A 24,873-nucleotide genomic window follows, 5' to 3' on the forward strand; every position below is an offset into this window, starting at 1 on the left:
GGCATGTAGACAAATGAATGGATTCAAAATTCTCAGTATTAAACATCGTGATTGTTTCAAATGCACCTCTACCGTGTAAATGCTCCTTAACAACAAATTCGATTATAACGTTAAGGAGAGATGTAAGATGAATACGAACCAATATACGAATCAATCACCCGCTTATAACCACGAGGTAGGATATAACACAACGAATCAAAATAATGGGAACCATTTTGCAAAAGGACTTCTTATTGGCGGACTCGTAGGTGCTGCTGCTGCCCTGTTGTTTGCACCGAAGTCTGGTCGTGAGCTGCGACAAGATATATCCTATAAAGCTCAGTCCGTTGGTGAAATGACAAAAGACGCTGCTTGCGACTTAGGCAATAAAGCAGCTACCATCGTCAAATCCGTAGGGGAAAGAGCTGAAATCGTTGTTACGAATGTAAAAAGTGCTACGCAAGCGATCACTGACCAAGTTCAGGATGCAAAGGACGAAACGGTGCTGCACACCAAAGAAGTTATTGCGGACGCAGCAGATAACATAGCCGCTTCATCTCAAGAAGAACAAAATCCTAGAATCGTTCTCCCCCCTGAAGCTCAACTTCCAGGGTCGATCGTTAAATAGGGAGGCTGCACCGCTATGAACACAACTTCAATAGTAAGCGCCCCAGCGCAGAGGGTGCGCCATGTATTCATTCAGCATGGTTTCACAGGTATTAGCTGCAAGGAAAAAGAGACGTTCGTCCTAGGCTGGATCGATCAAGAGATGGATGAGCTGCGTGCCTCTCATGTGTTCACAGTCCCTGCCATCTATTTACCTGACGGCAAGCTGTTGATCGAAGCTGAGAAGGCATCCTTTTCTGGCTATGGACAAGTTCCTGATAATATCCAGGCCCAAGCTCATGAACAGTTGAACGAAATATTAGCTGCATTAAAAGACGACCGCTCTGTTCCAAGGGAAGAGACACACTCTTACAAGCCATTGGACAGCGAACGGATGCCTTTCCCAGAATCATAATCTCTTTACCAACTATAAAGAAGCTCTAGGCAGCAATCGTGCCCAGAGCTTCTTTGTTTACTTCAATGTTCTATTTATGAATAGGACCGCGAATTTTGGAATACACGATATACCACACTAGCCCAATGACAAGCCAAATTCCGAATATGATCCAGGTTCGGAATGGCAAGTTCACCATCAACAACACACAACTTGCGATCGATAATATCGGAATGAGCGGCATAAATGGCACCACAAATCCGCGTTTCAAATTCGGATGGGAGCGGCGAAGCAAAATAACAGAGAGCCCAACCATAACGAATGTCAGCAGCGCCCCAATGTTAGCGAGGTCAGCTAGTACCTTCAAATCCATAAAGCCTGCAATAAAGGCACTTACACCGCCTATAAACCACAATGCCACCGTTGGAGCATCATTCTTGTTCAGCTTCGTGAAGGATCGCGGAATCAATCCGTCACGACTCATCGTCATCATGACTCTTGTCGCCGCATAAATGTATGCCAACACGACAGCAAGCATGCCGATAACAGCACCAATCGCAATAATACCCGCTACTTCATTTCTACCTACAAGATGAAGAACGTATGCCATCGCTTCTGGCACATTCAACTGTGTATAAGAGGCCATCCCCGTCATAACAACACATACGAATACGTAAATCACTGTACTAATTGCCAAGGAACCGATAATACCTTTTGGTAAATCCCGCTGCGGGTTCTTCGCATCTTCAGCAGAAGTAGAAATGGCATCAAAACCAAGGAAGGCAAAAAATACAGCTGCTGCTCCTGCTAGCACTCCGCTTGTGCCATAAGGCATAAATGGAGTCCAATTCGCAGGCTCTACGTAGAAAGCGCCAACGATAATAAAGAGCAAAATAACCCCTAGCTTTACAAATACCATGATGTTATTAACGGTCTTACTTTCTTTTGTCCCCCGCAATAGCAACCATGTCATAAACAACACCATCAGAATGGCAGGAAGATTCACAATCCCTCCATTAGCAGGAATGGTCATCCATTCAACAGGAATACCTATTCCAAACGAATCTAATATATTGTTCAAATAACCTGTCCAACCACTCGCCACGGCTGAAATCATCAGAACATAAACGGCTAAGAGCGTCCAGCCCATTAAATGAGCCACCAATTCACCTACTGTAATATAGGCGTAAGTATAAGCACTTCCTCCAATCGGAACGGCTGAAGAGATTTCCGCATAGCACAATGCTGCGAATGCGCACACGATACCAGCCAAAATGAAGGAAAGAATTACTGCAGGGCCTGCATCTCTTGCTGCGACCAAGCCTGTAAGTACCATAACGCCTGTCCCGATAATTGCACCCATGCCTAGCAAAGTTAGGTCAAGTGCTCCTAATGTTTTCGAACCTTTTCTGTCATTGCTTTGAGCAAGCAGCTTGTTCACATCTTTTTTACGAAACCAATCTTTCATTGTTGTTTGCTGCACCCCTCTAGATGTCCAACATGTTGTTGTAAGGTCATATTTTATCATGCCCATCTTTTACGAAGAAGCCTACAAATGTTGGGGGTTACCCATCACGAAAAAGCATGCTTGTCCTGTGCATTAGTGCAAGAACAGCATGCTTATGTAGATGTTATAGATTCAAGGGATATTATAATCTGATAATCATTACCAAAATCATCTACAGCGTTCAATGTGAATTGCTTTATCATCATCGAACGAGATCGTGATTCGTCAAAATGTTCTTCAACTTTTCTGTTGCCCTTCGCTGGATGCGCGATACACTCATTTGTGATACACCAAGCTGCTCAGCAACCGTACGTTGCGATAGTCCTTGTTCAAATATAAGCATGAGTACCTTTACTTCTTCTTGCTTTAACTGTTTCATCGCCTCAAGCAAATCCATCTTATGCTCAACGGATTCGTAATCATTCGCTTCCGAACTAATTAATTCCCCTAATGTAGCCGCACTCTCATCCTGAGACAGTGGCGTATCTAACGATACATAATGATAACATTCCCTACCTGCCAACACTTCAACTGTCTCTTCCACAGAAAGCTCCAAGCGGGCAGCAATTTCATCGATACTTGGGGATCGCTCTAATTGAATCGTTAATTCATCGATCGTCTGCTGAACAACTGCACCTTTTTCTTTAATTCTCCTCGGCACCTGGATGTACCAAGACTTGTCTCGCAAATAATTTTTCATATGGCCGATCATACTCTTCATCGCATATGCCTCGAACGGCACTCCCATAAGAGGATCAAACTGCTGTAGCAAGCGAATCATAGCCATATTCCCTACTTGCATCAAATCTTCATACAAATCTGGTCGGTTACGTGATATTTTGCCTGCGGCCATTTTAACCATCGGCTCGTATTTTTGGATGAGAACGGTAGCAATGTCATTGTCGTGGCTTTGTTGATACAGGCGGATTAGTTCATTTGCATCCTCGGTCATTTTAGGATGTGGAATTGTCATTTGGCCTCCCCGATTGCCAGAACCCGCTTCATCATCTTAACTTCCGTACCACGACCGTCTTGACTAGAAATGCTCACATCATCCATTAGTGCCTGCATCAGATAGAAGCCTAATCCACCTGCCTGAACATCATCCAATGACTTATCATGCCATCCTGTTGCATGACCAAATTTGTCATTTGCCATAAAGCTTGATCCTTGATCTCGGATCGTCAGTTCTAATTCATGGTCACCGATATCAAAAATAACATCTACCACGCCGCCTTCTTGGCTATATGCATACAACACCGCGTTGTTACACGCTTCTGAAACGGCTACTTTCATATCTTCAATTTCTTCATAGGAAAATCCGATTCTGCTGGCTATACCATACAAAGTAAGGCGCACCACATCGACATAATCAGCTTGTGCAGGCAAGCTTAACTTCACTTGCTGCTTTGTTTTTACCTCTGCCATGTTTACTTATCCTTTCACCCTCATATTCGCTTTATATTAGCGCTGTGGAATTAAAAACTTAGAAATGCCTGTCACATCAAACAACTTTTGTACATGCGGTGGAACATTCTCCACATAGAAAGGCGCCTGCTCGGCATGCCGGACTTTTAAAATGGAAATGAGTATTCCTATCCCTGTGCTGTCAATGTAAGACAGCTCGCTTAAATCCAATGTCAGTCTAGTGCTAGGGTCTACCGCCAAAGGCTCCATCATTGTACGGAATTCACCTGCTGCTGCCAGATCCAGTTCACCCTGGAGCTTGACACGAATACCGTCTGCTTCATTTAACGTAACTGCTGTAAACTTGTGGCTCATATATTCTCTCCCCTAAATAAACGACATGAATAGTTTCGTTCTGCTCAAATACCTTCATTGCTTTATCTCTTTGTACTTAAACATGCTCCACCATGTTTGAAACACTATATATTACGTTCTTCATCAATAATTTTCGCACGAACGTAAAATTGTACAAATGTTCCTTTTTCACTAGGCAAAATGTTTATTTCCCCGTCCATCGCTTGTACGATTGTTTGGCAAATAGCTAAGCCCAATCCGCTTCCACCATATTTCCTGCTCAAGGATGAATCCAACTGGAAAAATGGCTGAAAAAGACCTGTTTTCTTCCCTTCTGGTATTCCAATCCCTGTGTCCCTTATCTCAAATTGTATCCAACAGTCATCTTGTTCTTGATGAAGCGACAACAGCTTGATCGTTACCTCAATTGAACCTTCTGCTGTAAATTTAACTGCGTTGCCAATTACATTTACTAACACTTGGCGCAATCGCTCCCTATCTCCACTAAGATAAGTCGGAATATGCTCATCTATATCCAAGGATAAGATTACGTTTCTCTGGATGACTTCAGAAGCGAACAAAGCCAACACTTCATGCGCCACTTCATGGATCGAAAATGGATACATGTCCAGCTCAAGCCCACCTGATTCTAGCTTCGTAAAGTCCAAAATGCGATTGAGCGTTTTCACCAGCGAATCGGCACTGTTATAAATATATTTGGCGTAATTTCTCTGTTCTTCCGTCAGATCACTATCAAGCAGCAAATCTACCATACCTAGCACTCCATTCATAGGAGTTCGTATTTCATGACTCATCATCGTAAGAAATTGCGTACGAACGGATGCAGCACGTTCAGCCTCTTCTTTTGCTATTTCGAGCTCTTTATTCATCCGCTCTAGTTCTTCTGTCTTCTGCTGAAGCAGCATTTTCTTCGCCTGCAATCTTTTCTGGGCTTGGAACATCCCTACGAAACTAGCAATCTTCGACTTGAGAATATGAGGGATGAATGGCTTAACCATATAATCAATCCCTCCGGCTGAATAACCAGCAAATAAATGCTCGGTATCCGTATAATTAGCCGATATAAATATGATTGGAATATGCTGCGTCTTCTCACGCGACTTAATCCACTTGGCTGTTTCAATTCCATCCATCCCAGGCATCTGCACATCCAGTACAATGACAGCAAATTGTTCCTTCATCAACTGCCGAAGCGCTTCTTCACCCGATGACGCCGTAACTAAACGGTAATTCTCATCTGACAATACCGCTTCTAGCGCTAACAAGTTCTCAGGATAATCGTCTACCAGCAAAATATTAATAGGCTCTAACGTAGGCATGCTGCCTCCATGCCCCCCTTAATGAATTATCTTATTTTCCGATAGATCTTCTCATTGAAATCTAGCTCTTCATAAGAAGATTCACATTGTGTAAAGTGCAAAGACTCTTTTGAACCAAGTACCAATATACCATTGTGGCTTAAGCTCTCATAGAACAGCCGGTGTACACGATTGCGCAGTTGGTCATTAAAATAAATCATTACATTGCGACAAAACACTACGTTGAACTCATTGAACGACATATCCGTAGCAAGATTATGATCGGCAAAAATCATATTTTCACGCAGAAAAGGATTCAATATGACCGTCCCTTCATCTGTTGCCGAATAGTATTCTGAGAACGAGCGCTTGCCGCCAGCTTCCAAATAATTTTTCGTATACTGTTTCATCTTATCCAAAGAACAGATTCCTTCTTTAGCTGTTTGCAAAGATAGGCTATTCATATCTGTTGCATATAACCGTGTTCGGTCGTATAAGCCTTCTTCTTGAAGAAGAATAGCCATGGAGTACACTTCTTCTCCAGTCGAGCAGCCTGCATGCCAAATACGTATAGAAGAAAGTGACCTCAACTTAGGAACTACTTTCTCCCGAAACGCCTTGAACATGGAAGGATCGCGAAACATTTCTGTCACTGGTATGGACAGATTACGCACAAATCTATCTACACAATCAGGATCAGATAGTACCTTGCCTTGTAATGCTGAAATCGAATGAAGCTGCTCACGAAAAATTTGATGCCATATTCGGCGCTTCAGTGACGGATAAGCATAATCTCTAAAGTCATACCCATACATTCGGTATACACCTTCCAAGAGCAGCTCAATCTCGATTCGCTCACGAACCTCATCTCGATCCGTGCTATTATTATCTACTTCTTGCCTACGTTCATTCACCCGGTCTCGTTATCCCCCTTTCCTACACGTCTTGTCTATGATGTACGTCTACCCATACAAGGCACTTATCATCCTCATGTAAACTTTCATTGGCGAACAATTGCTCCCACGCCACTGAATCATCAACATCTGATTCTGTCTTCACCAATTGTGTCAAATTCGCTATCGCCGTATCTAAAGATTGGACAGTTGACTCTACCAACCCATCCGTATACAGACCAATTCGGAAACGATGTGTACAAGATATTTCCTTGACAGCAATGTGTAGCTCAGGGAACATCCCGACTGGATGACCTGTCGTCTCCATTTGAACCACTTCACCATTATCCATGACAACAATGCCAGGAGGATGGCCTGCATTGGCGTAATGAATGACATCATTCTTCGTGTCTACAATCATGTAAATGGCCGTCATATAATATAGCGTCAAGCTGTCATTCATATAAAGTTGATCAAACTTGGCATTCAACTGCTGCAGCACAATATCAGGAGATGCCTCACTTTTGACTGATGTACGCAATGCGGATGCAATATACATACACAACAATGCTGATGACACACCATGTCCCATCATATCTAAAATAAGTACACCATATTTGCCGTTGCTAAGCGGGAACCATGCATACAAGTCTCCTGCCAGCTCTTCTGAAGGTCGATAAATCGCCTTGATCGTAATGGCTTGATCTTCATACGGCTCGGTTAATACCGATTCTTGAACTTTGGCAGCAAGTCGAAGCTCTTGGCGAATATGGGAATCACGTTCTTTATGCCAATCCTTCTCTTGCTTCAATCGAAGTGCGAGTCTAATCCGAGCCAACAGCTCAATTCGGTTGACAGGCTTGGTCACATAATCAACTGCACCTGCATCCAATGCATCTGCGAGTATGTTCGAATCCGCTACTGCAGTCACCATAATAATCGGAATATCACGTAGATGATTTAACTGCTGTATATGTCTGCAAGCCTGCAAACCGTCGATTTCAGGCATCATCATATCTAGTAAAATAAGATCAACATCCGGCTCTTTTGGATGAGCGTCTTCCACTGCACCTGAATAATCGAGTCCTAATTGCTGGTACATCTCTTGTGCACAAGAAGCCGTAGAAATGTGTTGGTATCCGTCTTTACGCAATATTTCTCGGATAAGCATGACGTTCGTTGGATTATCATCTACAACAAGTATGTTCATAGAAAAATCCTCCTTTCTCTGTTACCCACTATTTATTATGATACACTGCACATCTATATCGGGCTACTTTATCGTTGAATTACATAGACATTAAGCATAATTGCAATGTTATATTACCCCGTCTATTTCAGCATAAAAGACCGACTATCTTATCGCGATAATCGGCCTCCCCTGAGCGTATCTATGATCGATAATCCATGACTGTGTAAAGATACTCAGCAGCTAGTCAGCTAAGATTTCGAGTTAATCGCACGGAACACCTTCCATACTTGCGCTCCTGCATCTACCCACGAATACCAATTTGGCTGACAACTTGCTTGCTGAGGTATTGATGAAGAAGGCGATTCTATCGTTCCCATTGGCGACGAGCTCACAGCCGATTGTTGTTGAGGGCGCCCAGAATGTTGCCGCTTGTCCATTGATGCCTTCCCGCGAAGACCGTTTGCAAATCCAGCGGATACTTCTTTTACTGCCAACGTTACCTCACTTAAAGCCTCACCTGCATGCTGCATCGAATCTGTGATCGGCTCCAGCTTACTTAACTGATGTTGGATACTTGCCGTAACTTCATTCGCATTGCGCGCCACAGCTTGTAGGTCTGTATTTAACGACTCAATCGTACGCTGCACATTTTCAAGGGTAGCGGAAGCACGCTCCAATGACTGATTAGCCGCCTTTAACGTCTGAATCATAAAATAGACGAGTACAACGAATGCGATAGCTGCAATACTAACACTTATTTGTAAAATCATAGACGGTCCCTCTCTTTCAAACATGCTGTAAACGCATGTTCTGTTCATATCCGATGCCATTCTTTAACACGATTGTATAGGATGATTACCCGGTGCATCTTAGGCTGAAACAACTGCAGTACACGATAAACTTGCCTGTTTCAAACTTCTGTAAGTACGGTTATGAATGTGTCAACAAGCGACAAAGGAGAGGGTAAACATGTTAAGATGGGCATTTTTATTTCTAATCATTGCCTTAATTGCAGGTATATTTGGCTTTTTCGGGATTGTGGAGGCCGCTACATCTATCGCTAAGATCGTCTTCTTCATCTTCTTAATTCTGTTTATTGTATCCCTGCTAACAGGGAGAAGGGCATAACGATCTAATGCTACAAGCAACGAACAAGCACGTCTTAGAAGGAAGTAACATAAAAGGGGTATTCGTTAGTCTCGAAAAACTAACGAATACCCCTTTTTCATGAATAGCAGGATTCACGCACATGATGCAGATCCCAAACCACGAATATTTCATTAAAGTCCTTTATTGAACTTCTCACGATCCCAGTGGCCCAACCAACGAGAGGATAGAACCCCCGCCGTCATAGAACCGTTAACATTAACAAGCGTACGTCCCATATCAATAAGCGGCTCAACCGATATGAGCAACCCCGCCAAGGCAACAGGAAGATTCATTGAAGATAAGACGATAAGTGCTGCAAAAGTCGCTCCTCCACCGACACCTGCTACACCAAAGGAACTAATCGCTACGACAGCGACTAATTGTGCTAAAAATCCTAAGTCCAACGGATTAATGCCTGCGCTCGGAGCAATCATAATCGCTAGCATGGCAGGGTAAATACCTGCACATCCATTTTGACCGATTGAAGCTCCAAAGGTAGCACTAAAGTTCGCAAACGATTGTGGTACACCTAAACGATCTACTTGCGTTTCAATATTCATCGGTATTGCACCTGCGCTTGAACGCGATGTGAACGAGAATGCAAGCGTAGATAAAGAACGTTTGAAATATCCGATCGGTGAAATTCCTGATACAGCCAACATAAGTGCATGCACAAGCAGCATCAGCGCTAGCGCAACATATGAAGCAACTACGAACTCTCCCAATTTCAATATTTCTGCGGGAGCAGTTGTAGAAACCACCTTTGTCATCAGAGCAAATACCCCGTACGGCGTCAGCCTTAATACGATCGTCACCATTCTCATCACAACCGCATGCAGTGCATCAATGATAGACATAAACATTTTGCCATGCTCAGGTTTCTTTCGGATTACGCCTAATGCTGCCACCCCGATAAATGCCGCAAAAACAACGACTGCTATCGTAGATGTACGACGTGCTCCCGTCATATCCAAAAACGGATTAACAGGAATGAATTCAAGCACCTGCTGTGGAAGTGTAAGATCTTTTACTTCTTCAACCTTCGTATCCAAATATTCGCCTCGTGCTACTTCCTGTTCTCCAGCTTGAATGTCTATAGAGGATAAGCCAAAGAACAACGAGACAGAGATAGCGATAACAGCTGCGATAGCTGTCGTTCCAACCAAAATACCAATAATCGTAGCACTCATTTTACCGAGGCCCGTTTTCGATTGCACATGGATAATGGCAGAAATAATCGAAACAAAAATGAGAGGGATAACGACCATTTGTAACAACTTCACATATCCCGTTCCCGCGATACTAAGCCAATCATTGACCGATTTTACAACGGAATGATCAACACCGAATATAAGTTGAAGTAAAGCACCGAATCCAACACCGATACCCAATGCTGCAAACACACGCTTTGTAAAAGGCACATGCTTGCGCTGCATTCGGTACAACAGACCGATTAACAGCCCCGCTGCCGCTAAGCATAGCAGCACGATCCATAAGTTTGTCATAACTAACATCTCCTTGCCTTACCAGCATTCTGTATATTGAATTCAAAAATACAATCCGTACTTATTTATCCACTTCTAATGTTAGCATAAGGATGGGCTTGTATTCCTTTCCACGCTGAATCACCTTCGACTTCTTCATTTCCACCTATCTTTTCGTCAATCCAAAGCGGATCGTCCATTGACCTGTTGTTGCTCGAATATCTTCAACTTGAATAAGCGATGGCAAATAAGGACGAAGATCGAACGTAAGCGGCTTCTGCTGCTCCAACCAACGATGAGGTAGTGGAATATGTTTAAGCGTCACGCGTGAAGGCGCCAAGAGCAAAGTCTGTGTCTGCGTGTCCCAATTCACGTCCAAGTAAATATGAAACTCTGCATCAAGCATATCCCACGGACGAAGATGAAGGGTGACATGGATTTGATCGTCCAACAGCTTACTATTCATCCCTTGAACGTTCCATTGAGACCATTCCGGCTTCTGCTGCAGCAACCGCTGAACAAATATAGAAGCGTATTGATTCCATTCTTGCTCTGAAATCGTTATTTCTCGACTGCGTTCTTGGGCAACACGCTTCAGAATAGAAGGGATGTTATCGCCTGGCATGGCTTGCCAACCTATTGGCCTATCTGGCTGGACATAGAAATATAAACAGATTCCGGCCACAATAACCAATAGGAATACACTGATTATGATGCGTAGTAACCACGACCTCTTTTTCTTCGCCAATCCATCTCCTCCAATCTGCTATACACAGCTTTAATCGGCGTTTCAAGAATAGTAAGCTTCCTCATAATGACTTACAATAAGTAAGGAAGTAATATATATGTATTGTATAACCATAAGCAAATATAAACAATACAGAAAAAAGCCCCATCATCCGCTCAACGTTCAAAGCAGTGAGAGACTAATCATGTAAGATGCACACTATTGAATGTAACGTTCATCGTTAGCTACTCGTATCCCTCCAGCGCGAGATGCCGCCCAACCACCTCAGCAGCTCTTAACAGCAATTCCTTCTCACCTTCCACATCTCTCCATAGTACTCGTGGCGAGTCGGCTTTCTTCAATGATATTGGAAGCTCAATCGCGATAAAAACTCTCCATGTGGACTCCATCTTAAGCACCTCGAGTTTACGCATGTATAAGATTCAACCCCGTCAGTTTGGACATATTTTACTCCATTCATGCATTGGAACAAATATAAACTGCCGACGATTACATCTCTTTTTTTTGTACGGGTGCAGGTGCTACTAGGGAGGGCTCTCTATACTTTTCTACAACTCTAGGAAATAGGATAACCTTCTCCAACACAATCGATAACATCGAAAAAACGCTAGCTTCCATAAATAGAACTACATCAAGTTGTAATTTAGGTTCCCAATTCAAATCCCATATCGATATAATGTGATACACCCAAGGATGAATAACTATAAAAGCAACCACATGACTAACAAGATAAACACCAATTATTTTACCGATGACTACAACTGAAAACGTTTGTATACGATTCACATAGGGTCGATGAACCATATAACTCCACACAATTCCACACGCATTACCAACAAAAGTCGCCCATATATAAGGCCACTTAAGTCCGTGTAAAAGTAACATAATAAACCCAATTCCGATGAGCAAATTGCCTACTCCGATTAGGATATAGGTACTTCGTTGTCTCATCTCTCTCTACACGCTTCCTTCCATTACAACCTGAACTAGGATGCATTACTTTCTTAATAACATCATGTTTCGATGTAAAAGTAAAAGGGATGCATTCAATTTTTATCATATCTTTAACTTATGTTTCTGAAACATAATAACTTTATGTTCTATCCGCTCAAAAAAGATAAACAAGCTGGCCCATATGTTATCGGAACCAGCTTGCCGTGTCGAAATTTATGATCTTACTGAATGATTGTAGCTTCTAATTCTGACCATTTGTTATCGAAGTGAGGATGTTGATAAGATGTCATTTTCTCCAAGAGTAAAACCACATCATCTTCGCACACAACTAAATCATGATGGCCCGGCAAATACACAGATGCGATTCATCCTTATCGCTCCCCCATACGTTGTCCGTTGCTTACTCACACTCTATCAGATAAAGTATATTATACAGATGTTGGAACGTAAAAGGAGCAAACATGAACATGACTAAAGTAGAAAGCATTTAACAATTTGAGCAATGGGTTCAACAATTTTATGAGCAACGTCAATGGTCTCAATATAGTCCTTTTATACGCGCTGGATTCATGATGGAAGAAGTAGGAGAACTGGCTAGAGCCATTAGGGCACTTAAATAAGGCGAGACCAACCTGATGAAGAGGCAATGTGTTACGACGATGCTAGAAAGCAGTTAGTTGAAGAACTAGGAGATATTTTAGCTAATATGTTAATTCTGTCTGATAAGTATCATATATCCTTAGATGAAATTATGAATGGGCATGTAACCAAGCTTACTGCTCGATTTGATAAAGAAATTAAGACGTAGAATAATGTTTTCTATCAATATTTTAAATCAAGTAATCGTTCTTATTGCAGCACTCTCACTAGTATTGCTGTTCGTGCCAAGAACTTTACCTGCCTATTTAGCTTCAGTATGTACATGCGTTGTGCCCATCATAGAAGGATTAATAACGAAGCTAACTTACTGTCTTGAAGCTCTTGGCTGCCGGTCATAGCTCTCATTTTCTTTTTCCAGCAATGCCGTTAAATTGTAGTTGGATTCGAACCAAGTGCTAATGACAAGGCTATCCTGCTTCATTGCAAAATCAAAAATCATCTCACCATGGGTCCAATTCTTCTTATGCTTCAACGCTTCGATAGCCATCATGCGGAAAGAGGCGACATGACGCTTCTGCATTCCCTTACGTAACTGAACAACAACACCATCACGACATTCGAGCGGATCATGCTTAACCCCGAACTTACCGATCACATCATTGCGAAGACACACAACTAAAGTCCCACCCGATAATCCTAACAATTCAGGTTCTAACTGTTCGAATACTAGGCTCAATTGTCTAGTAAGACTCATTTCATACACTTTCGGCATTTAAATTCCTCCTTTATAATTTCAATCCATTTTTAGTAGAGAACGGCTCTACACAGGCATTATAAGACATAATTATACAATATACAACATATTTCGAACATTTCTTCTCAGTTTTGTCGAAATTAAACAAATAATAAAAGACCCTTTGTCATTAAGACAAAGGGCCTACGTCACTAAAATGTTTCTGAACGAATAAGTCCAAGTCGCTTCGATTCCACGATAGCTTCTGAACGGGATCGAACACTTAACTTATCAAAAATACGTGTTAAATTGTATTCTACCGTTCGCTGACTCATGTGGAGCTTCACTGCAATCTCTTTATTGCTCAGTCCTTCTGCCACCTCTTGCAAAATATCCTGCTCTCGTTCATTGATAGAAGCTTCTTCAACCGTTCCATCGCTGCGAGTTACCTTCACCTCTCCACGACGAAGCTGCTTAAGTAAAGAAACGGGAATAACCGCTTCCCCACGCATCGCACAATAAATAGAAGTTAGCAGTTGCTCACGAGATACGGTCTTCGAAATAAAACCGGAGACACCATATTGAATGAGCAAGTTAAAATGAGAAATGATATCGTGACCCGTATAAATGATTACACGCCTATCGGGGTCTTCCTGCATCAGTCGCTTCGTAAGCTCCAAACCTGTAATCGTCGGCATATTCAAATCACATAAAATAATATCGAACGATTCCTGCTTGAGTGCTTCTATTGCTTCCATAGCGGAAAGAACGACATGAACACTCATATTGGAATCTTGTTCAATCATCGTCTTTGTTCCTTCCCCTACAGACGGATGATCATCAACTAATAAGATACGAATCTCGCTCATGTTCATTTTCCCCTTTACTGCTAGATAATATAGTTGGCAGCATGATCTGGACTTCGAAACCGTGCCCTTTCTCAGAATGGAACTCTATCTCCCCTTCCAAGCTAATGACTCTTTCACGTATTCCTGACATTCCCATATGACTAAAAGATGATTCCATCTGGTGCAAATCCATACCTATACCATCATCCTGATATGTAAAGTAGACTTGATCATTCTTCTGCCTTAGCTCGATCCATACTTTATTTGCCTGTGCATGCTTCGATGTATTGCGCAGCAGTTCCTGCACAATCCGATACACAGCCGTAATTTGTTCTTCACTGAGCATACTTTGCAGCGGCTCTACATGGAATTGCACGTCGTAGTTCACATGGAGACGCATATGATCGAGCAAAGAATCCAGAGCCTGCTGCAAGCCTAACTCCTTCAATAACGGAGGCCGAAGCTCGTTGCAAGTCTCTCGTATTTGGAAAATAACATCGAGCAACCCTTCCTTAATATCATAGAGCTGCTGCATAGATTCTGAAGACAATTCATACTTGTAATCCGTCAAGAACGTTTCCAGCTTACGGAACCAAATTAATTGATCTTGTAAAGCCGAATCATGCAAGTCAGATGCCAGCCGCCTTCGTTCATTCTCTGAAAGACAGAAGATTAACCGCAGTACCCATGGAGAAGCCCCACGACCCTTTTGCATCTCAGTCTCCAAATCATTCAGCAAATTTTGAATTAAATATAAGTTCTCATTCAAGATGCTTGTATAATTGGCAACGGTCTTAAACCATCTTAGTTCATCCACATTAAATGTGGTATTATTCACTTTGTTGCCAATCCAGATTGCATACAACTGATCGTTACGCCGCCCGATTATGAGACATAATCCATCTTCCAAAGTAACGATATCAGCCACTTTCAAGGAACGACGTCCAAGCAGCAACTTGTGATCCTCTTCGCATAGCTGCATATCTTCAGAATGCTCAATGGAGCCCGCACCCTTATCGATCGTAAAGAAATAGATATCTTCCACCGGCATTAAGGTACGAATTTCTTGAGACAGAGAACGCTCCAAATCATCACGCTTCATGACTTTGGATAGTGCGCTCGAATATCGATCCAGCCCCTCTTGTAACGAGTACATCTGCTTAAATATTTTTGGACGATAGCGATAGTCTATTTGCTCTTTCAAGTAGAGCAGTAGCATCATGCTGCTGTATACAATAATAAAAAATTTGAATCCTACCCAAAAATAAGACGCTGTTTGCAAGCTGATTACTAACAATGTCGTTACAATAAGAGAAGGAATTAACGCTAATGAGGCGTAGTATTTGAAACGGGTCACGACAAAGTCAACGTCAAAGAGCTTCTTCGACGTGAACAAATACAAATAACCTACCGGTAGAGCAATAAGAAAAAGTGTTGTAAAGTGATAGACCACTAACTGTGTTTTAAACAAAATAAGCGGGATTAAATTCAATACCACAAATGGTGTAAACGCTATCGCATGTGATACTAACATAATTTTAAACAAAGGTTTCAGCTTATCATGTCGAGCTTTGCGGTACACGTCGATTAAACAATATAAGCAAAGTCCATAACCTATAATTAAAGTTATATATGTCAAAAATGAACTTGAGTCAAATGTTCTTGAAGAAAAAACATCTGTCACTGCTAGTATGAAATTAATAATAACTACAAGTTCAATAAGTAATAAAGCGATAAACGTATATTTTGATCTATATATGAATTTAATATCATACCTTCGTAAATATACATTCATAAAATAAAGAAATATAAATGGAATAACAGGAAGAAGCCCTGACATTACAAATCTTCCAATGGGATCAATACGAATGGCTAGCGAAGATGCATAGTATGAAAAACCGATCATTAAAAAATACAAAACAAGAATGATTGCTGCCTTATCATGTCTGCACTTCACATATAAGATGATCGATATAATCAAATTAGCAACAAAGAAAAATAACGGTACAATAAAGCCAAAAATTAATTCATTCTCCGGGATTGAATTTATACCCTCTACATCAAATGTATACAGCTTAATGCCTGATTTATGAGAGTCAACTAAAATACTGTCAGCATTTTCTATCCTACCATGCTTAATAAACACATCAGATTCTGCCGCAGGTATACCGTCTACTTCAATGATTCGGTCTCCTACTTGCAAACCATTTTCATACGCTTTTCCCAATGGAGAAACCTCTGTAATTATCACACTTCCAAATTCGTTAGTATCCCCAAATATACCTATTATTGGCACCGTAAAGACGATATACGTAATATAAGCAAAGAACGTGCAGACTACCAGCACGACTGACATGAAAAATGCCTTATGCGCAGTATGCTGATTATCTACACGATCTGTTTTTATCTCCAATTTTGTGAAGCTCCATAGACGTTCTCTGCTGGTTGCTTGCTACCCATAACATCAAAGAGCGCCTTATTCTCTGTTTCACTTAATCCCGCAAACTGCACTTTACCTTGCAAAAAGCTCTCCTTCAGATTGCGGTCCTTTAATAAAGATTGAATGATATCATTTAGCATCATCATACTGTCAATTACCTCCCCATATTTATCTTATACAGTGCCTCACTACTAAATCTAACAGGTAGGTAATACTTTCACTCCGCAATTCGGTGTTGTATTTACCGCAATATTATTGCGGTATTATACTTGCGCGATTTGCAGGATTCTGCAATATCCATATCCCACCTACCTTGCCAGACATTTATTGTAGCGCACATAGGAAAAAATGGGCAACTACAAATCCACGCAATGATTATGCGAAGCCTTCTAGTCACCCATTTATAAAACGTGCTATTTGAATCGTATCGTCGGTAACAGTCCACTCAACAGATGGATTACACTAATTCCCTTCCGCATGCTGCACACGATATGGACTATTCATACGCAGCACTCTCTCCGCACTTCCTGACAACAAATACGCTAACAGATGCTTTACATGCGCACTAATATGGAACAACGGAAGAAGGCCATCTAGAACGCCCATTAAACAGCAACATGCATTCATAGCAGAGGTCGCCCGTGCATCCTGATCTTGCCGCATTCTAGTAATCGCAGACAACAGTCGTTCACCCTTGATTTCAAATTGCGCCGTCGTCTTACTTGACATCGGGTATAAATGTTCAAGCCACAGCGCTTCTACTTCTTCAGCCTGTAGCATTCCTTCCTCTGTAAGCTTCATTACAGCATTAGACAATTCTCTTAAGGCTGCCGACCATCTTCGCAGGAGCTCATCCGGCCCTTCATACAAGCCTGTCTCAGATGAATGCTGGACAACTTCTTGAATGGCTTTGTCAATCAAAGAACCCCACTGTCCATCAGCTTCTTGAAACTGCTTTTGAATAAATTGTTTCTGTTCAGAACGATTCATAAAATCAACATAGCTCGCTGCAATATCTTTATAGATACTGTATCCAGCATGCAATCCATGACTAGGAACTAACATACTAATAGACGCCATCATCCGTACCAGCTGGACGTAACGAGCTTGTCGATTAGAACGTGTACGCTCAATCTCAAGGTGTACCAATTCATATGTATAAGCATAGAAGCTTCGTAGCAATTCAGATAGCAACGGATGCTTCCATAACCCGGAAAAACAATTGTGTTCATATATAGCAACCTGATTATCAGGTTCTAAAGGCACAAGTGGGCCAATTCCTGGACACTCATTCTCCCACTGCTCACATAATTGTAAATATGAGCTTTCATCCAACTTGCGTTGAGAAGGATATTTGGATAAATAGGCTTTTAATCTCTCTTCGATTTGTCGAAAGCAGTGCTCAATAGCCTCTTCCTGCTCAAATTCTACATGTATGGCAATATGAGGACCGAACCTCCAATGCCGCTGCACATAGGCTCGTACGAAGCTACCGCTTGCTTTCATTTGCTGGAGGACAGGTCTAATACCATCAAGTAATAAAGCTTGCTTATCATCTTCATAATAGTAGACTTGCATTGACTTCCACATACGGGGGAACTCCTTTCCTGATCACCTACAGTAAGTTATCCCCTATAAATGAATAGACGATGCTGAAACGGCAGGGGTCACCGTTTACAGCATCGTCACTCTAGTAGCAGAGGGGTCAGTTTTTCAACAGTAAAGGTCGCTAGGGGAGAGGGACGACCTTATCAACTGTTGAATGAGGAGAACCTGACGTAACTGCAAGGTTGTCTTACTTGCATCATATACGATATTTCGGCATTATTCACCGACAACTAGTGTTGTAATTACCACAATAAAATTGCGTTGTTTGTTCGGTGATTATCCGCATTGACGAATTAGGAAAATCATGCTATTTTATAACCAACGGTTAGTAACCAATGGTTATAAAATGTTAATATCTATTTTTATACATGAAAAATAGCTATAGGAGTGATCTCATGAACAAAGCTCAACGATCAGAGTTAACCAAGCAAGCAATACTATCTGCAGCTGCTGATCTTTTCACGAGTACTGGATTTGAGAAGGTTACCATGCGAGAGATTGCCAAGCAGGCAGGATGTTCACACACGGCCATTTATATTTATTTTCAAGATAAAGAAACACTGCTCTTCCAATTAGCTAAACAGCCATTACAACAATTGCAAGACCGCCTGCATGAACTGCAGCAAGACACGAAGCTTGCTCCTGATGCAACGTTGAAGCAAATGGCACTAGCACTCATCCATTTTGGACTTACTCATCGCAGCATGTATCATTTATTTTTCTTTGCTCGCTCATCCAGAGTTGATGAAAAAGAATCTAATTTAGTCATACAGAAGCTTCGGAACAATTTATTCTCTGTACTACGATCATCCATGGCTGACATGATTAACGCTCCAGAGGACGATACGCAAACATTGGCGTTTACACGTGCGTTCTACTATTGTTTACATGGCATTATTACCACGTACCTCGAATCAGATGAATCTGATTCTGAGCTGCATGTTCGGCTGGACGATACGTTTGAATTGACAATCGATCTCTTTCTTGCAGGGATTCGACAGCATATACAACGCTAAATAACGAGACTTAATAGAGAACAACTCAAGGGAGGGTTTCTTATGAAGTTAGAACAAATTTCTACCCATATCTGGTCTTTAAAAACGTGGTTCTTGTTTCCTATGCGAGTATGGCTAGTTAAAGATGAGGTAGGCATTACACTTGTTGATGCTGGCATGCCATTTATGGCTCGCAGCATTCATCGTGCGATCGATCAACTGAATGCAGGTTCTTTGCAGCGCATTCTACTAACTCATGGTCATAGCGATCATGTTGGTTCCGTGCATAAGCTGCACAGCGCTTATAACGTTCCTATATATGCCCATGAACTCGAAATTCCTTATATGGAAGGTAGAATGATATACCCCCGCCGACGTAAAATAGAGCAAAACGTACGACAAGGAATAGCTGCTGCTCTCCCGATGACTGAAACTGGTGAACTGCAATCAATTGCGGGGTTACAGCCGTTTTTGACACCTGGTCATTCTCCTGGACATACCGTGTATATGCATGAGAAAGATGGCGTCCTGCTAGCAGGTGATTTATTTACCTCCAAGCGCGGTCGCTTGAAACGCCCTATGTCCGCCTTTACCGCTAACATGAAAGAAGCGATCGCGAGCGGCGCGATCATCACGCAACTACAACCGAAGCATCTTGAGGTATGCCACGGTGCACCTGTAGCACACCCCGCTTCGCAGTGGGAATCGTATTATACTGAAAGTATACATGATTTTACATAGATTTATGGATGCAAAAAAACCGCTCTTTCAAGCAGATGTGCGCTTGGAAGATGCGGTCTTTTTAGTAGATGAGTAGATGATTAAAGATCTTATATACAGGTGAAATACCATTTCCGTGCCCAATACATCAGGAGGGGCCGCTGCTTCAATTATATAAAGATAGCTTAGGCGTATGATCCGTAAACCGATATAGCTGTGCGGGACGCTGCGAATAACGATTCGAAGTGAGCAGGCCCCCGTTGTCTCCTCGCACTTCCTCAATAAGTCCTTGACGTGTCCGAGTAGAGGTCAGCTTGCGTACAAAATTCGGCTCTTCAAATGTAGGCACGACCGTTTGCAGCACTTGATACAGCTCACTTATCGTAAATGCATCTGGCAAAAACTGCTTTGCAATCGTTGTCGTCATCATCTTCTCGCGAATCATATCCAAAGCATCCTGAATAATTAGACGATGGTCAAATGCTAAGTCCATATTCAGAGCCTCTTCGACCGGAATCAGCTTCAAGTCAGCTGCATCATAAGAAGCACGACGAGCAGCTAGCACTTCCTCCTGAACGAGAGCACAAAATGCATGCGACAATATCCAGCCACGCGGATCTCTACCCGGTGTGCTGTATATATTTAAATATTCAATATGAACATCCGTCACATTGGTCTCTTCTTGCAGCTCGCGGCGAGCACATTCATACAACGTCTCCGTCTCTCTGCAAAAACCGCCTGGCAAGGCCCATTGTCCTGCAAACGGCCAGCGTTTACGTTGAATAAGCAGCACTTCGAGCTGTCGCTTCGGCATCGACTTCTTCACCGTAGGACGCTCCTCAGTCGTGATCGTAAATATGACAATGTCGGCCGGAGCACCATCTGGAGTCCGATAACGATTAGGTGAGTAATTTTTTTCATAATCATCTGATGGTTGCTCTAGTGATGAGGCAGACTGAGATGCTTTCTGCTCTTCTATATGTGATGCCAAATTCTCTGTATCAGATACCTTATGTTCAGACGCACTGGATTGACAAGAGTCAGCTTCGTTACCGTTCATGATTGTATCTATCCCTTCCATATCAAACATCATATCGTCCTACTTGTTCCCTACCATAATAACAGCGGAACGGACTAATAACGTTACCTTCATTTATTATGTATAATTGTCTATTTAATAATATAAATACGACATTTATTATAAACTGTCAACTATTTGCTAGAAATCGCTACCCATATTTTACTTCAATTTACTTCATTCATGCTAATTATAGCGAATCCTCCGTTCAGAACAATGAAAAAGACTTCCCGAATAGATATCTCATTCAGGAAGTCCAGTCCATTCATCCTCAGTCTTTATAAGGATCAAACTCGTCAGCACCAGCCATACAAACCCCAATTGGCTTCAACACATGCATAACATCAATTGTATTTCGATGCGCGTCCAATACCGTTTGCAATTTCCGGTACACGAATGGACTTTCGTCCGTACCTGCTCCACGCAGCTCAACACCAAAATCATGCACGGCCTGCTTCATTTGAGCAGATGTAATTTTGCCGCCAGCACGTTTGCGTGTACGCCAATTCATTTTACCCGCCGCTTCTGTACGGCTCATAACACGGCCCGCTCCGTGAACGGTACTATAAAACGAATCACGATTTTCCTCGGTATCTTTACCTCGTACAATGACCGAAATATCTCCCATACTACCACCAATAAAGCCTAGCTGACCTGGTGCAGAAGGCGTCGCTCCTTTGCGGACTACGATCGTGTCACGCCCGTCATGCGACTCACGCCATGCATAGTTATGATGATTATGTACCTCAAAATCTGCTTCCGTCCCTAGTATGGACAACACCTGATTCATCACATAGTCTCGACCTGCATAAGCATATCGTCCAGCCAATTGCATCGCTCGATAATACATATCGCCAAGCTCATGTTCCAACTCTAACAGTACAGGCGGCTGATCCATCTTCTCTCCTGGAGCCTTACCGAAAAATTCACGTCCCGCTGCCAAGTTAATGAATCCACTCGCCGTCCTATGACCGAAGCCTCGACTTCCAAAATGGTTCCCCACCCAAAGACGTCCCGTTGCTGGTTCCTCAAACAAATCGACGAAATGATTACCGCTGCCCACTGTACCAAGTTGGGAACGAGCCAAAGCTAACATCTTGTCATGCTCCTGCTGTCCGATCGCTCGATAAACAGCCCAATCCGGATCATCAAATAATTCATGTTCCACTCGTTCGTTATTTACACGCCCTACGCCGAATGAGATCGTCCGAGCAATCTGATCCATAACTTTCGAGATGCGTGGCAGTACTTCAGCGGCCATTAAACCTGTTCTTACGGCCTTATTCCCGCAGCCAATATCGTAGCCAACACCAGACGGAGAAATTTGTCCGTCATAGACGACTACTCCACCAATCGGCTGACTGTATCCTTTATGATGATCAGCCATAAGTAAAGACTGAACCACTCTTCCAGTCTCTGCACACGTTTTCGCTTGGGACAGAGCACCCGCGTCTGGATCTCCCCAGACACGGACTCCGTCAATCGTTTGATAATTTTTATTACTGCTTGCTTCCATATAAATATCGGACTCCTATTGCAAAATTTGATTACGAACAGTCACGCTGTAATTTAAATTGTAACGTATCTAGTGCTAAATTCACCATCTGACCAGATTCGTAGGAATCGTAGGATTCCCAACTGCTTCGATCGGCAACGATGCCGAACTCTGAGCGAGGTAGTTCATACTGATTTACAGTTACATATTGTGCAGTCTCCATCGACTTCATCACAGATGGTGATTGTGTTGCCTGTGTACTGTGAACCTCTGTCTTCTTCACCATCGTTGAAGGTTGCTGGTCACAACCGCTCACGTTCACACGCTCCATAAATCGGACAAGTGACTCCTCATTTTCTACTAAACAGAGGCTTTCATGATCAATACGATCATCCCTCCATACAGGGATACGAACAAATGCTACTCGATCTGTAGGATACACGAACAGCAAGTTGCGTGAAGAAGGCTTAAGTTGAATTCGGGATGCTGTACGACCTCCCTTTTCATCGGCTACAACCGTCCATTCCTTTGCTTCAAAAATATCAAACACCCGTGCCGCGCATTCTACACTTTCACTTCCCGAGCGCACATCTGCATCCAACTGCTTCCATACAATATCCTCTTGTCCATGACTGGATACGATTGACCATGTGCGGCCGAATCGTTCTTTCAATAACCCTTGAATCGCCTGCACCGCTTGTGCGTAGCGTTCAAATACCGTTAATCCTGCTTCAAATAATACTAAAACCCGTTCATCAGGGTGTTGTGCATGTAAGTTTGTACTCATTATATTAGGCTCCTTTTAACGCTGCCAACGGCTTGCATACTGCGACTACTTCAGCAAGCCCTGCGCCGACAACGCTCTCGATTATATGTTCAACATTTTTGTATGCTTGTGGTGATTCATCAACGATGCTCTCCAGCATCGGTTGGTTGACTACAATTTCATCTTCTTGACCAACTTTCAATGAGGCAGCAAACTCATCTACCGTCACTACCTGCTTCGTTGCACTTCGTGATCGAACCCGACCAGCCCCGTGGCAGATCGAATAGTAATTGTCGCTGCCACCATCACGCCCTACCATCAGATAAGAGCGGCTGCCCATCGATCCCGGTATTAACGCTGGATGTCCTGTCTCCATATATGGTTTCGGGTTGTCTGGATGATGCGGCGGCAGTGCTCGTGTAGCACCTTTACGATGTACGAACATCCGCTTCCCTTGGTGCATTTCTTCCCATGCGTAGTTATGCATGAGATCATACAGCGTACGCATCTCGACCTTAGTCCCAAATACATCACGAAACGCTTCGCGAATGCCATATGCGATCAGATGTCGATTCACAACCGCATAGTTCAACGCCGAATACATCAAGTTCACATACGATTGTGCAAATGGATGCTCCAACGGCGCAAACGTTAATCTCGGATCTGGTGTACCTTGACCAGACGCACGCATCCATTGCCCCATTGCCTTAATGCCATGCTCACTCACTGCTCCGCCCCAAGCTCGTGATCCAGAATGAATCATAATGACGACTTGCCCATCAAACAGCCCCCAAGCTTCTGCAATATCGCGATTATGCTCATCAAGCTCAATTGCTTGCACTTCGGCAAAATGATTGCCGCTGCCAAGCGTTCCGAGCTGCCTATGCGCTCGATGCCAAATCGGTTCTGGAATTTCATCCAGCACCTTTTCATCGAACGAAAATCTGCCGCATTCCAGATGCGTTAAGGATGTCGTTTTCTTTGGTGTGTAAATGTCTGGCACATACTTGTTTGGCAGTCCGTGCACTCCTTTTTTCAGCACATGTTCCAAACGAATATCTGAAAAATGGCCGCGTTCATGTGTGTTTAAAGGTACGTATTTTCCCATTCGTTTAATCAACTTACGCCGTACCTTTACGTCTTTCAGTTCATCACGATGCATATTCGTCAGATGTACACGCATACCGCAACCAATATCATTACCGACAATAGAAGGGGATACGTAACCATTCTCAGCATTCCATACCGCTGTTGTACCGATACACGTTCCAACGCCGACATGAACATCAGGTGTATAGCTCATATAAGAAGCATTCGGAATCAATAAATTATTGTTCGCCATTTCAAAAACTTTCGCAGGAAGCTCCGTAAATAAAGGCTCACTCGCATAAACGTGTAGTTCTCCTGCTGGGAGAGCGACCGTCCGATAATAAGCAGCTTCCGTCTTAGCAGATATAGATGTATTCCATGTATTCATATATTGATTTCATTCCTCTCACTTAACCCAATAATCTGTTATGCGTACAAAAAAGACCGCAGACTCCTCCGTCTACGGTCTTCCCATTCCTATAAAGGCAGAATTATCCACCTTTAATCCACGCAAT

Annotated in this window: 26 protein-coding genes and 1 pseudogene; 6 read left to right on the top strand and 21 right to left on the bottom strand. The window is 42.6% G+C overall.

The annotated features are described in order from the left end of the window. Positions 1-127 precede the first annotated feature (127 nt). Positions 128-607 carry a YtxH domain-containing protein gene (locus IFO66_RS14010; protein ID WP_192025744.1) on the top strand — a complete coding sequence of 160 codons (480 nt, stop codon included), beginning with the start codon at positions 128-130 and terminating at the stop codon, positions 605-607. Between the two features lie 15 nt (positions 608-622). Further along, on the top strand, positions 623-1,000 hold the full coding sequence (locus IFO66_RS14015; RefSeq protein WP_051217412.1) for a hypothetical protein: 378 nt from the start codon (positions 623-625) through the stop codon (positions 998-1,000). 70 nt (positions 1,001-1,070) lie between these two features. Here the strand turns inward: IFO66_RS14015 and IFO66_RS14020 are convergent, their stop codons facing one another. From IFO66_RS14020 to IFO66_RS14055, 8 genes are all read right to left on the bottom strand, one after another. Then, a complete protein-coding gene (locus tag IFO66_RS14020) occupies positions 1,071-2,447 on the bottom strand; it encodes an amino acid permease (RefSeq protein WP_192025745.1) in 1,377 nt (458 codons plus the stop codon). 241 nt (positions 2,448-2,688) lie between these two features. After that, a complete protein-coding gene (locus tag IFO66_RS14025; RefSeq protein ID WP_192025746.1) occupies positions 2,689-3,459 on the bottom strand; it encodes a sigma-70 family RNA polymerase sigma factor in 771 nt (256 codons plus the stop codon). Next, positions 3,456-3,914, bottom strand: a complete 459-nt coding sequence (rsbW, locus tag IFO66_RS14030; RefSeq protein WP_192025747.1) for an anti-sigma B factor RsbW — start codon at positions 3,912-3,914, stop codon at positions 3,456-3,458. The genes IFO66_RS14025 and rsbW overlap by 4 nt, the downstream gene beginning before the upstream one ends. 36 nt (positions 3,915-3,950) lie before the next feature. Next, on the bottom strand, positions 3,951-4,268 hold the full coding sequence (locus IFO66_RS14035; protein ID WP_192025748.1) for an STAS domain-containing protein: 318 nt from the start codon (positions 4,266-4,268) through the stop codon (positions 3,951-3,953). 104 nt (positions 4,269-4,372) lie between these two features. Continuing rightward, positions 4,373-5,587: an ATP-binding protein gene (locus tag IFO66_RS14040; RefSeq protein WP_192025749.1), complete on the bottom strand. Its 1,215-nt coding sequence runs from the start codon at positions 5,585-5,587 to the stop codon at positions 4,373-4,375. Positions 5,588-5,613: 26 nt separating this feature from the next. Then, positions 5,614-6,480, bottom strand: coding sequence for a CheR family methyltransferase (locus IFO66_RS14045; RefSeq protein WP_337913085.1), 867 nt, complete (start codon positions 6,478-6,480; stop codon positions 5,614-5,616). Positions 6,481-6,502: 22 nt separating this feature from the next. Beyond that, on the bottom strand, positions 6,503-7,669 hold the full coding sequence (locus IFO66_RS14050; RefSeq protein WP_192025750.1) for a SpoIIE family protein phosphatase: 1,167 nt from the start codon (positions 7,667-7,669) through the stop codon (positions 6,503-6,505). A gap of 230 nt (positions 7,670-7,899) precedes the next feature. After that, entirely contained in the window at positions 7,900-8,421 is a 522-nt protein-coding gene (locus tag IFO66_RS14055; protein ID WP_192025751.1) for a DUF948 domain-containing protein, read from the bottom strand. A gap of 199 nt (positions 8,422-8,620) precedes the next feature. On the opposite strand from IFO66_RS14055, the gene IFO66_RS14060 reads away from it, so the two are divergent. Further along, positions 8,621-8,779 (top strand): DUF1328 domain-containing protein, encoded by a 159-nt coding sequence (locus IFO66_RS14060; RefSeq protein ID WP_192025752.1) that lies wholly within the window; start codon positions 8,621-8,623, stop codon positions 8,777-8,779. Positions 8,780-8,931: 152 nt separating this feature from the next. Here IFO66_RS14060 and IFO66_RS14065 read toward each other — a convergent pair whose 3' ends face one another. From IFO66_RS14065 to IFO66_RS14080, 4 genes are all read right to left on the bottom strand, one after another. Beyond that, the gene (locus IFO66_RS14065; RefSeq protein ID WP_192025753.1) at positions 8,932-10,305 is read right to left on the bottom strand and encodes an L-cystine transporter; all 1,374 of its coding nucleotides are present in this window, start codon (positions 10,303-10,305) and stop codon (positions 8,932-8,934) included. A gap of 145 nt (positions 10,306-10,450) precedes the next feature. Next, positions 10,451-11,032 carry a hypothetical protein gene (locus tag IFO66_RS14070; RefSeq protein WP_192025754.1) on the bottom strand — a complete coding sequence of 194 codons (582 nt, stop codon included), beginning with the start codon at positions 11,030-11,032 and terminating at the stop codon, positions 10,451-10,453. A gap of 224 nt (positions 11,033-11,256) precedes the next feature. Then, positions 11,257-11,445, bottom strand: a complete 189-nt coding sequence (locus IFO66_RS14075) for a hypothetical protein (RefSeq protein ID WP_192025755.1) — start codon at positions 11,443-11,445, stop codon at positions 11,257-11,259. A 76-nt stretch (positions 11,446-11,521) separates the two neighbouring features. Further along, on the bottom strand, positions 11,522-11,983 hold the full coding sequence (locus IFO66_RS14080) for a GtrA family protein (protein ID WP_192025756.1): 462 nt from the start codon (positions 11,981-11,983) through the stop codon (positions 11,522-11,524). A gap of 500 nt (positions 11,984-12,483) precedes the next feature. Between IFO66_RS14080 and IFO66_RS14085 the strand changes: the two are divergent. Continuing rightward, positions 12,484-12,794 (top strand): annotated as a pseudogene (locus IFO66_RS14085) (MazG nucleotide pyrophosphohydrolase domain-containing protein); the annotation flags it as partial. 156 nt (positions 12,795-12,950) lie between these two features. On the opposite strand, the gene IFO66_RS14090 reads toward IFO66_RS14085, so the two are convergent. From IFO66_RS14090 to IFO66_RS14110, 5 genes are all read right to left on the bottom strand, one after another. Continuing rightward, entirely contained in the window at positions 12,951-13,358 is a 408-nt protein-coding gene (locus IFO66_RS14090) for an O-methyltransferase (protein WP_192025757.1), read from the bottom strand. A gap of 173 nt (positions 13,359-13,531) precedes the next feature. After that, complete coding sequence (locus IFO66_RS14095) at positions 13,532-14,188, bottom strand: response regulator (protein WP_028594892.1); 657 nt, start codon at positions 14,186-14,188, stop codon at positions 13,532-13,534. Next, positions 14,160-16,580, bottom strand: a complete 2,421-nt coding sequence (locus IFO66_RS14100; protein ID WP_192025758.1) for an ATP-binding protein — start codon at positions 16,578-16,580, stop codon at positions 14,160-14,162. The genes IFO66_RS14095 and IFO66_RS14100 overlap by 29 nt, the downstream gene beginning before the upstream one ends. After that, positions 16,571-16,753, bottom strand: a complete 183-nt coding sequence (gene comX / locus IFO66_RS14105; RefSeq protein WP_192025759.1) for a competence pheromone ComX — start codon at positions 16,751-16,753, stop codon at positions 16,571-16,573. The genes IFO66_RS14100 and comX overlap by 10 nt, the downstream gene beginning before the upstream one ends. 316 nt (positions 16,754-17,069) lie before the next feature. Beyond that, complete coding sequence (locus tag IFO66_RS14110) at positions 17,070-18,197, bottom strand: lantibiotic dehydratase C-terminal domain-containing protein (protein ID WP_192025760.1); 1,128 nt, start codon at positions 18,195-18,197, stop codon at positions 17,070-17,072. A gap of 413 nt (positions 18,198-18,610) precedes the next feature. Here IFO66_RS14110 and IFO66_RS14115 point away from each other — a divergent pair, with 413 nt between their 5' ends. Together IFO66_RS14115 and IFO66_RS14120 are read left to right on the top strand one after the other, a co-directional pair. Further along, on the top strand, positions 18,611-19,231 hold the full coding sequence (locus tag IFO66_RS14115) for a TetR/AcrR family transcriptional regulator (protein WP_192025761.1): 621 nt from the start codon (positions 18,611-18,613) through the stop codon (positions 19,229-19,231). 42 nt (positions 19,232-19,273) lie between these two features. Further along, complete coding sequence (locus IFO66_RS14120; protein ID WP_192025762.1) at positions 19,274-19,951, top strand: MBL fold metallo-hydrolase; 678 nt, start codon at positions 19,274-19,276, stop codon at positions 19,949-19,951. 145 nt (positions 19,952-20,096) lie between these two features. On the opposite strand, the gene IFO66_RS14125 is transcribed toward IFO66_RS14120, so the two are convergent. From IFO66_RS14125 to IFO66_RS14140, 4 genes are all read right to left on the bottom strand, one after another. Beyond that, on the bottom strand, positions 20,097-20,990 hold the full coding sequence (locus IFO66_RS14125; RefSeq protein WP_192025763.1) for an NUDIX domain-containing protein: 894 nt from the start codon (positions 20,988-20,990) through the stop codon (positions 20,097-20,099). A 289-nt stretch (positions 20,991-21,279) separates the two neighbouring features. Beyond that, positions 21,280-22,524 (bottom strand): RtcB family protein, encoded by a 1,245-nt coding sequence (locus IFO66_RS14130; RefSeq protein ID WP_192025764.1) that lies wholly within the window; start codon positions 22,522-22,524, stop codon positions 21,280-21,282. A gap of 31 nt (positions 22,525-22,555) precedes the next feature. Further along, the gene (locus tag IFO66_RS14135; protein WP_192025765.1) at positions 22,556-23,290 is read right to left on the bottom strand and encodes a hypothetical protein; all 735 of its coding nucleotides are present in this window, start codon (positions 23,288-23,290) and stop codon (positions 22,556-22,558) included. A 4-nt stretch (positions 23,291-23,294) separates the two neighbouring features. Next, entirely contained in the window at positions 23,295-24,746 is a 1,452-nt protein-coding gene (locus tag IFO66_RS14140; RefSeq protein WP_192025766.1) for an RtcB family protein, read from the bottom strand. Between the last annotated feature and the right edge of the window lie 127 nt (positions 24,747-24,873).

The organism is Paenibacillus arenosi (assembly GCF_014841135.1).
Lineage (GTDB): Bacteria > Bacillota > Bacilli > Paenibacillales > Paenibacillaceae > Paenibacillus_B > Paenibacillus_B arenosi.

What these genes read in the sequence shown, in the direction of transcription:
- IFO66_RS14010 (WP_192025744.1), top strand. Translation starts at nt 128, where the DNA reads ATGAATACGAACCAATATACGAATCAATCACCCGCTTATAACCACGAG.
- IFO66_RS14015 (WP_051217412.1), top strand. Translation starts at nt 623, where the DNA reads ATGAACACAACTTCAATAGTAAGCGCCCCAGCGCAGAGGGTGCGCCAT.
- IFO66_RS14020 (WP_192025745.1), bottom strand. Translation starts at nt 2,447, where the DNA reads ATGAAAGATTGGTTTCGTAAAAAAGATGTGAACAAGCTGCTTGCTCAA.
- IFO66_RS14025 (WP_192025746.1), bottom strand. Translation starts at nt 3,459, where the DNA reads ATGACAATTCCACATCCTAAAATGACCGAGGATGCAAATGAACTAATC.
- rsbW (WP_192025747.1), bottom strand. Translation starts at nt 3,914, where the DNA reads ATGGCAGAGGTAAAAACAAAGCAGCAAGTGAAGTTAAGCTTGCCTGCA.
- IFO66_RS14035 (WP_192025748.1), bottom strand. Translation starts at nt 4,268, where the DNA reads ATGAGCCACAAGTTTACAGCAGTTACGTTAAATGAAGCAGACGGTATT.
- IFO66_RS14040 (WP_192025749.1), bottom strand. Translation starts at nt 5,587, where the DNA reads ATGCCTACGTTAGAGCCTATTAATATTTTGCTGGTAGACGATTATCCT.
- IFO66_RS14050 (WP_192025750.1), bottom strand. Translation starts at nt 7,669, where the DNA reads ATGAACATACTTGTTGTAGATGATAATCCAACGAACGTCATGCTTATC.
- IFO66_RS14055 (WP_192025751.1), bottom strand. Translation starts at nt 8,421, where the DNA reads ATGATTTTACAAATAAGTGTTAGTATTGCAGCTATCGCATTCGTTGTA.
- IFO66_RS14060 (WP_192025752.1), top strand. Translation starts at nt 8,621, where the DNA reads ATGTTAAGATGGGCATTTTTATTTCTAATCATTGCCTTAATTGCAGGT.
- IFO66_RS14065 (WP_192025753.1), bottom strand. Translation starts at nt 10,305, where the DNA reads ATGACAAACTTATGGATCGTGCTGCTATGCTTAGCGGCAGCGGGGCTG.
- IFO66_RS14075 (WP_192025755.1), bottom strand. Translation starts at nt 11,445, where the DNA reads ATGCGTAAACTCGAGGTGCTTAAGATGGAGTCCACATGGAGAGTTTTT.
- IFO66_RS14080 (WP_192025756.1), bottom strand. Translation starts at nt 11,983, where the DNA reads ATGAGACAACGAAGTACCTATATCCTAATCGGAGTAGGCAATTTGCTC.
- IFO66_RS14090 (WP_192025757.1), bottom strand. Translation starts at nt 13,358, where the DNA reads ATGCCGAAAGTGTATGAAATGAGTCTTACTAGACAATTGAGCCTAGTA.
- IFO66_RS14095 (WP_028594892.1), bottom strand. Translation starts at nt 14,188, where the DNA reads ATGAGCGAGATTCGTATCTTATTAGTTGATGATCATCCGTCTGTAGGG.
- comX (WP_192025759.1), bottom strand. Translation starts at nt 16,753, where the DNA reads ATGATGATGCTAAATGATATCATTCAATCTTTATTAAAGGACCGCAAT.
- IFO66_RS14110 (WP_192025760.1), bottom strand. Translation starts at nt 18,197, where the DNA reads ATGTGGAAGTCAATGCAAGTCTACTATTATGAAGATGATAAGCAAGCT.
- IFO66_RS14115 (WP_192025761.1), top strand. Translation starts at nt 18,611, where the DNA reads ATGAACAAAGCTCAACGATCAGAGTTAACCAAGCAAGCAATACTATCT.
- IFO66_RS14120 (WP_192025762.1), top strand. Translation starts at nt 19,274, where the DNA reads ATGAAGTTAGAACAAATTTCTACCCATATCTGGTCTTTAAAAACGTGG.
- IFO66_RS14125 (WP_192025763.1), bottom strand. Translation starts at nt 20,990, where the DNA reads ATGAACGGTAACGAAGCTGACTCTTGTCAATCCAGTGCGTCTGAACAT.
- IFO66_RS14130 (WP_192025764.1), bottom strand. Translation starts at nt 22,524, where the DNA reads ATGGAAGCAAGCAGTAATAAAAATTATCAAACGATTGACGGAGTCCGT.
- IFO66_RS14135 (WP_192025765.1), bottom strand. Translation starts at nt 23,290, where the DNA reads ATGAGTACAAACTTACATGCACAACACCCTGATGAACGGGTTTTAGTA.
- IFO66_RS14140 (WP_192025766.1), bottom strand. Translation starts at nt 24,746, where the DNA reads ATGAATACATGGAATACATCTATATCTGCTAAGACGGAAGCTGCTTAT.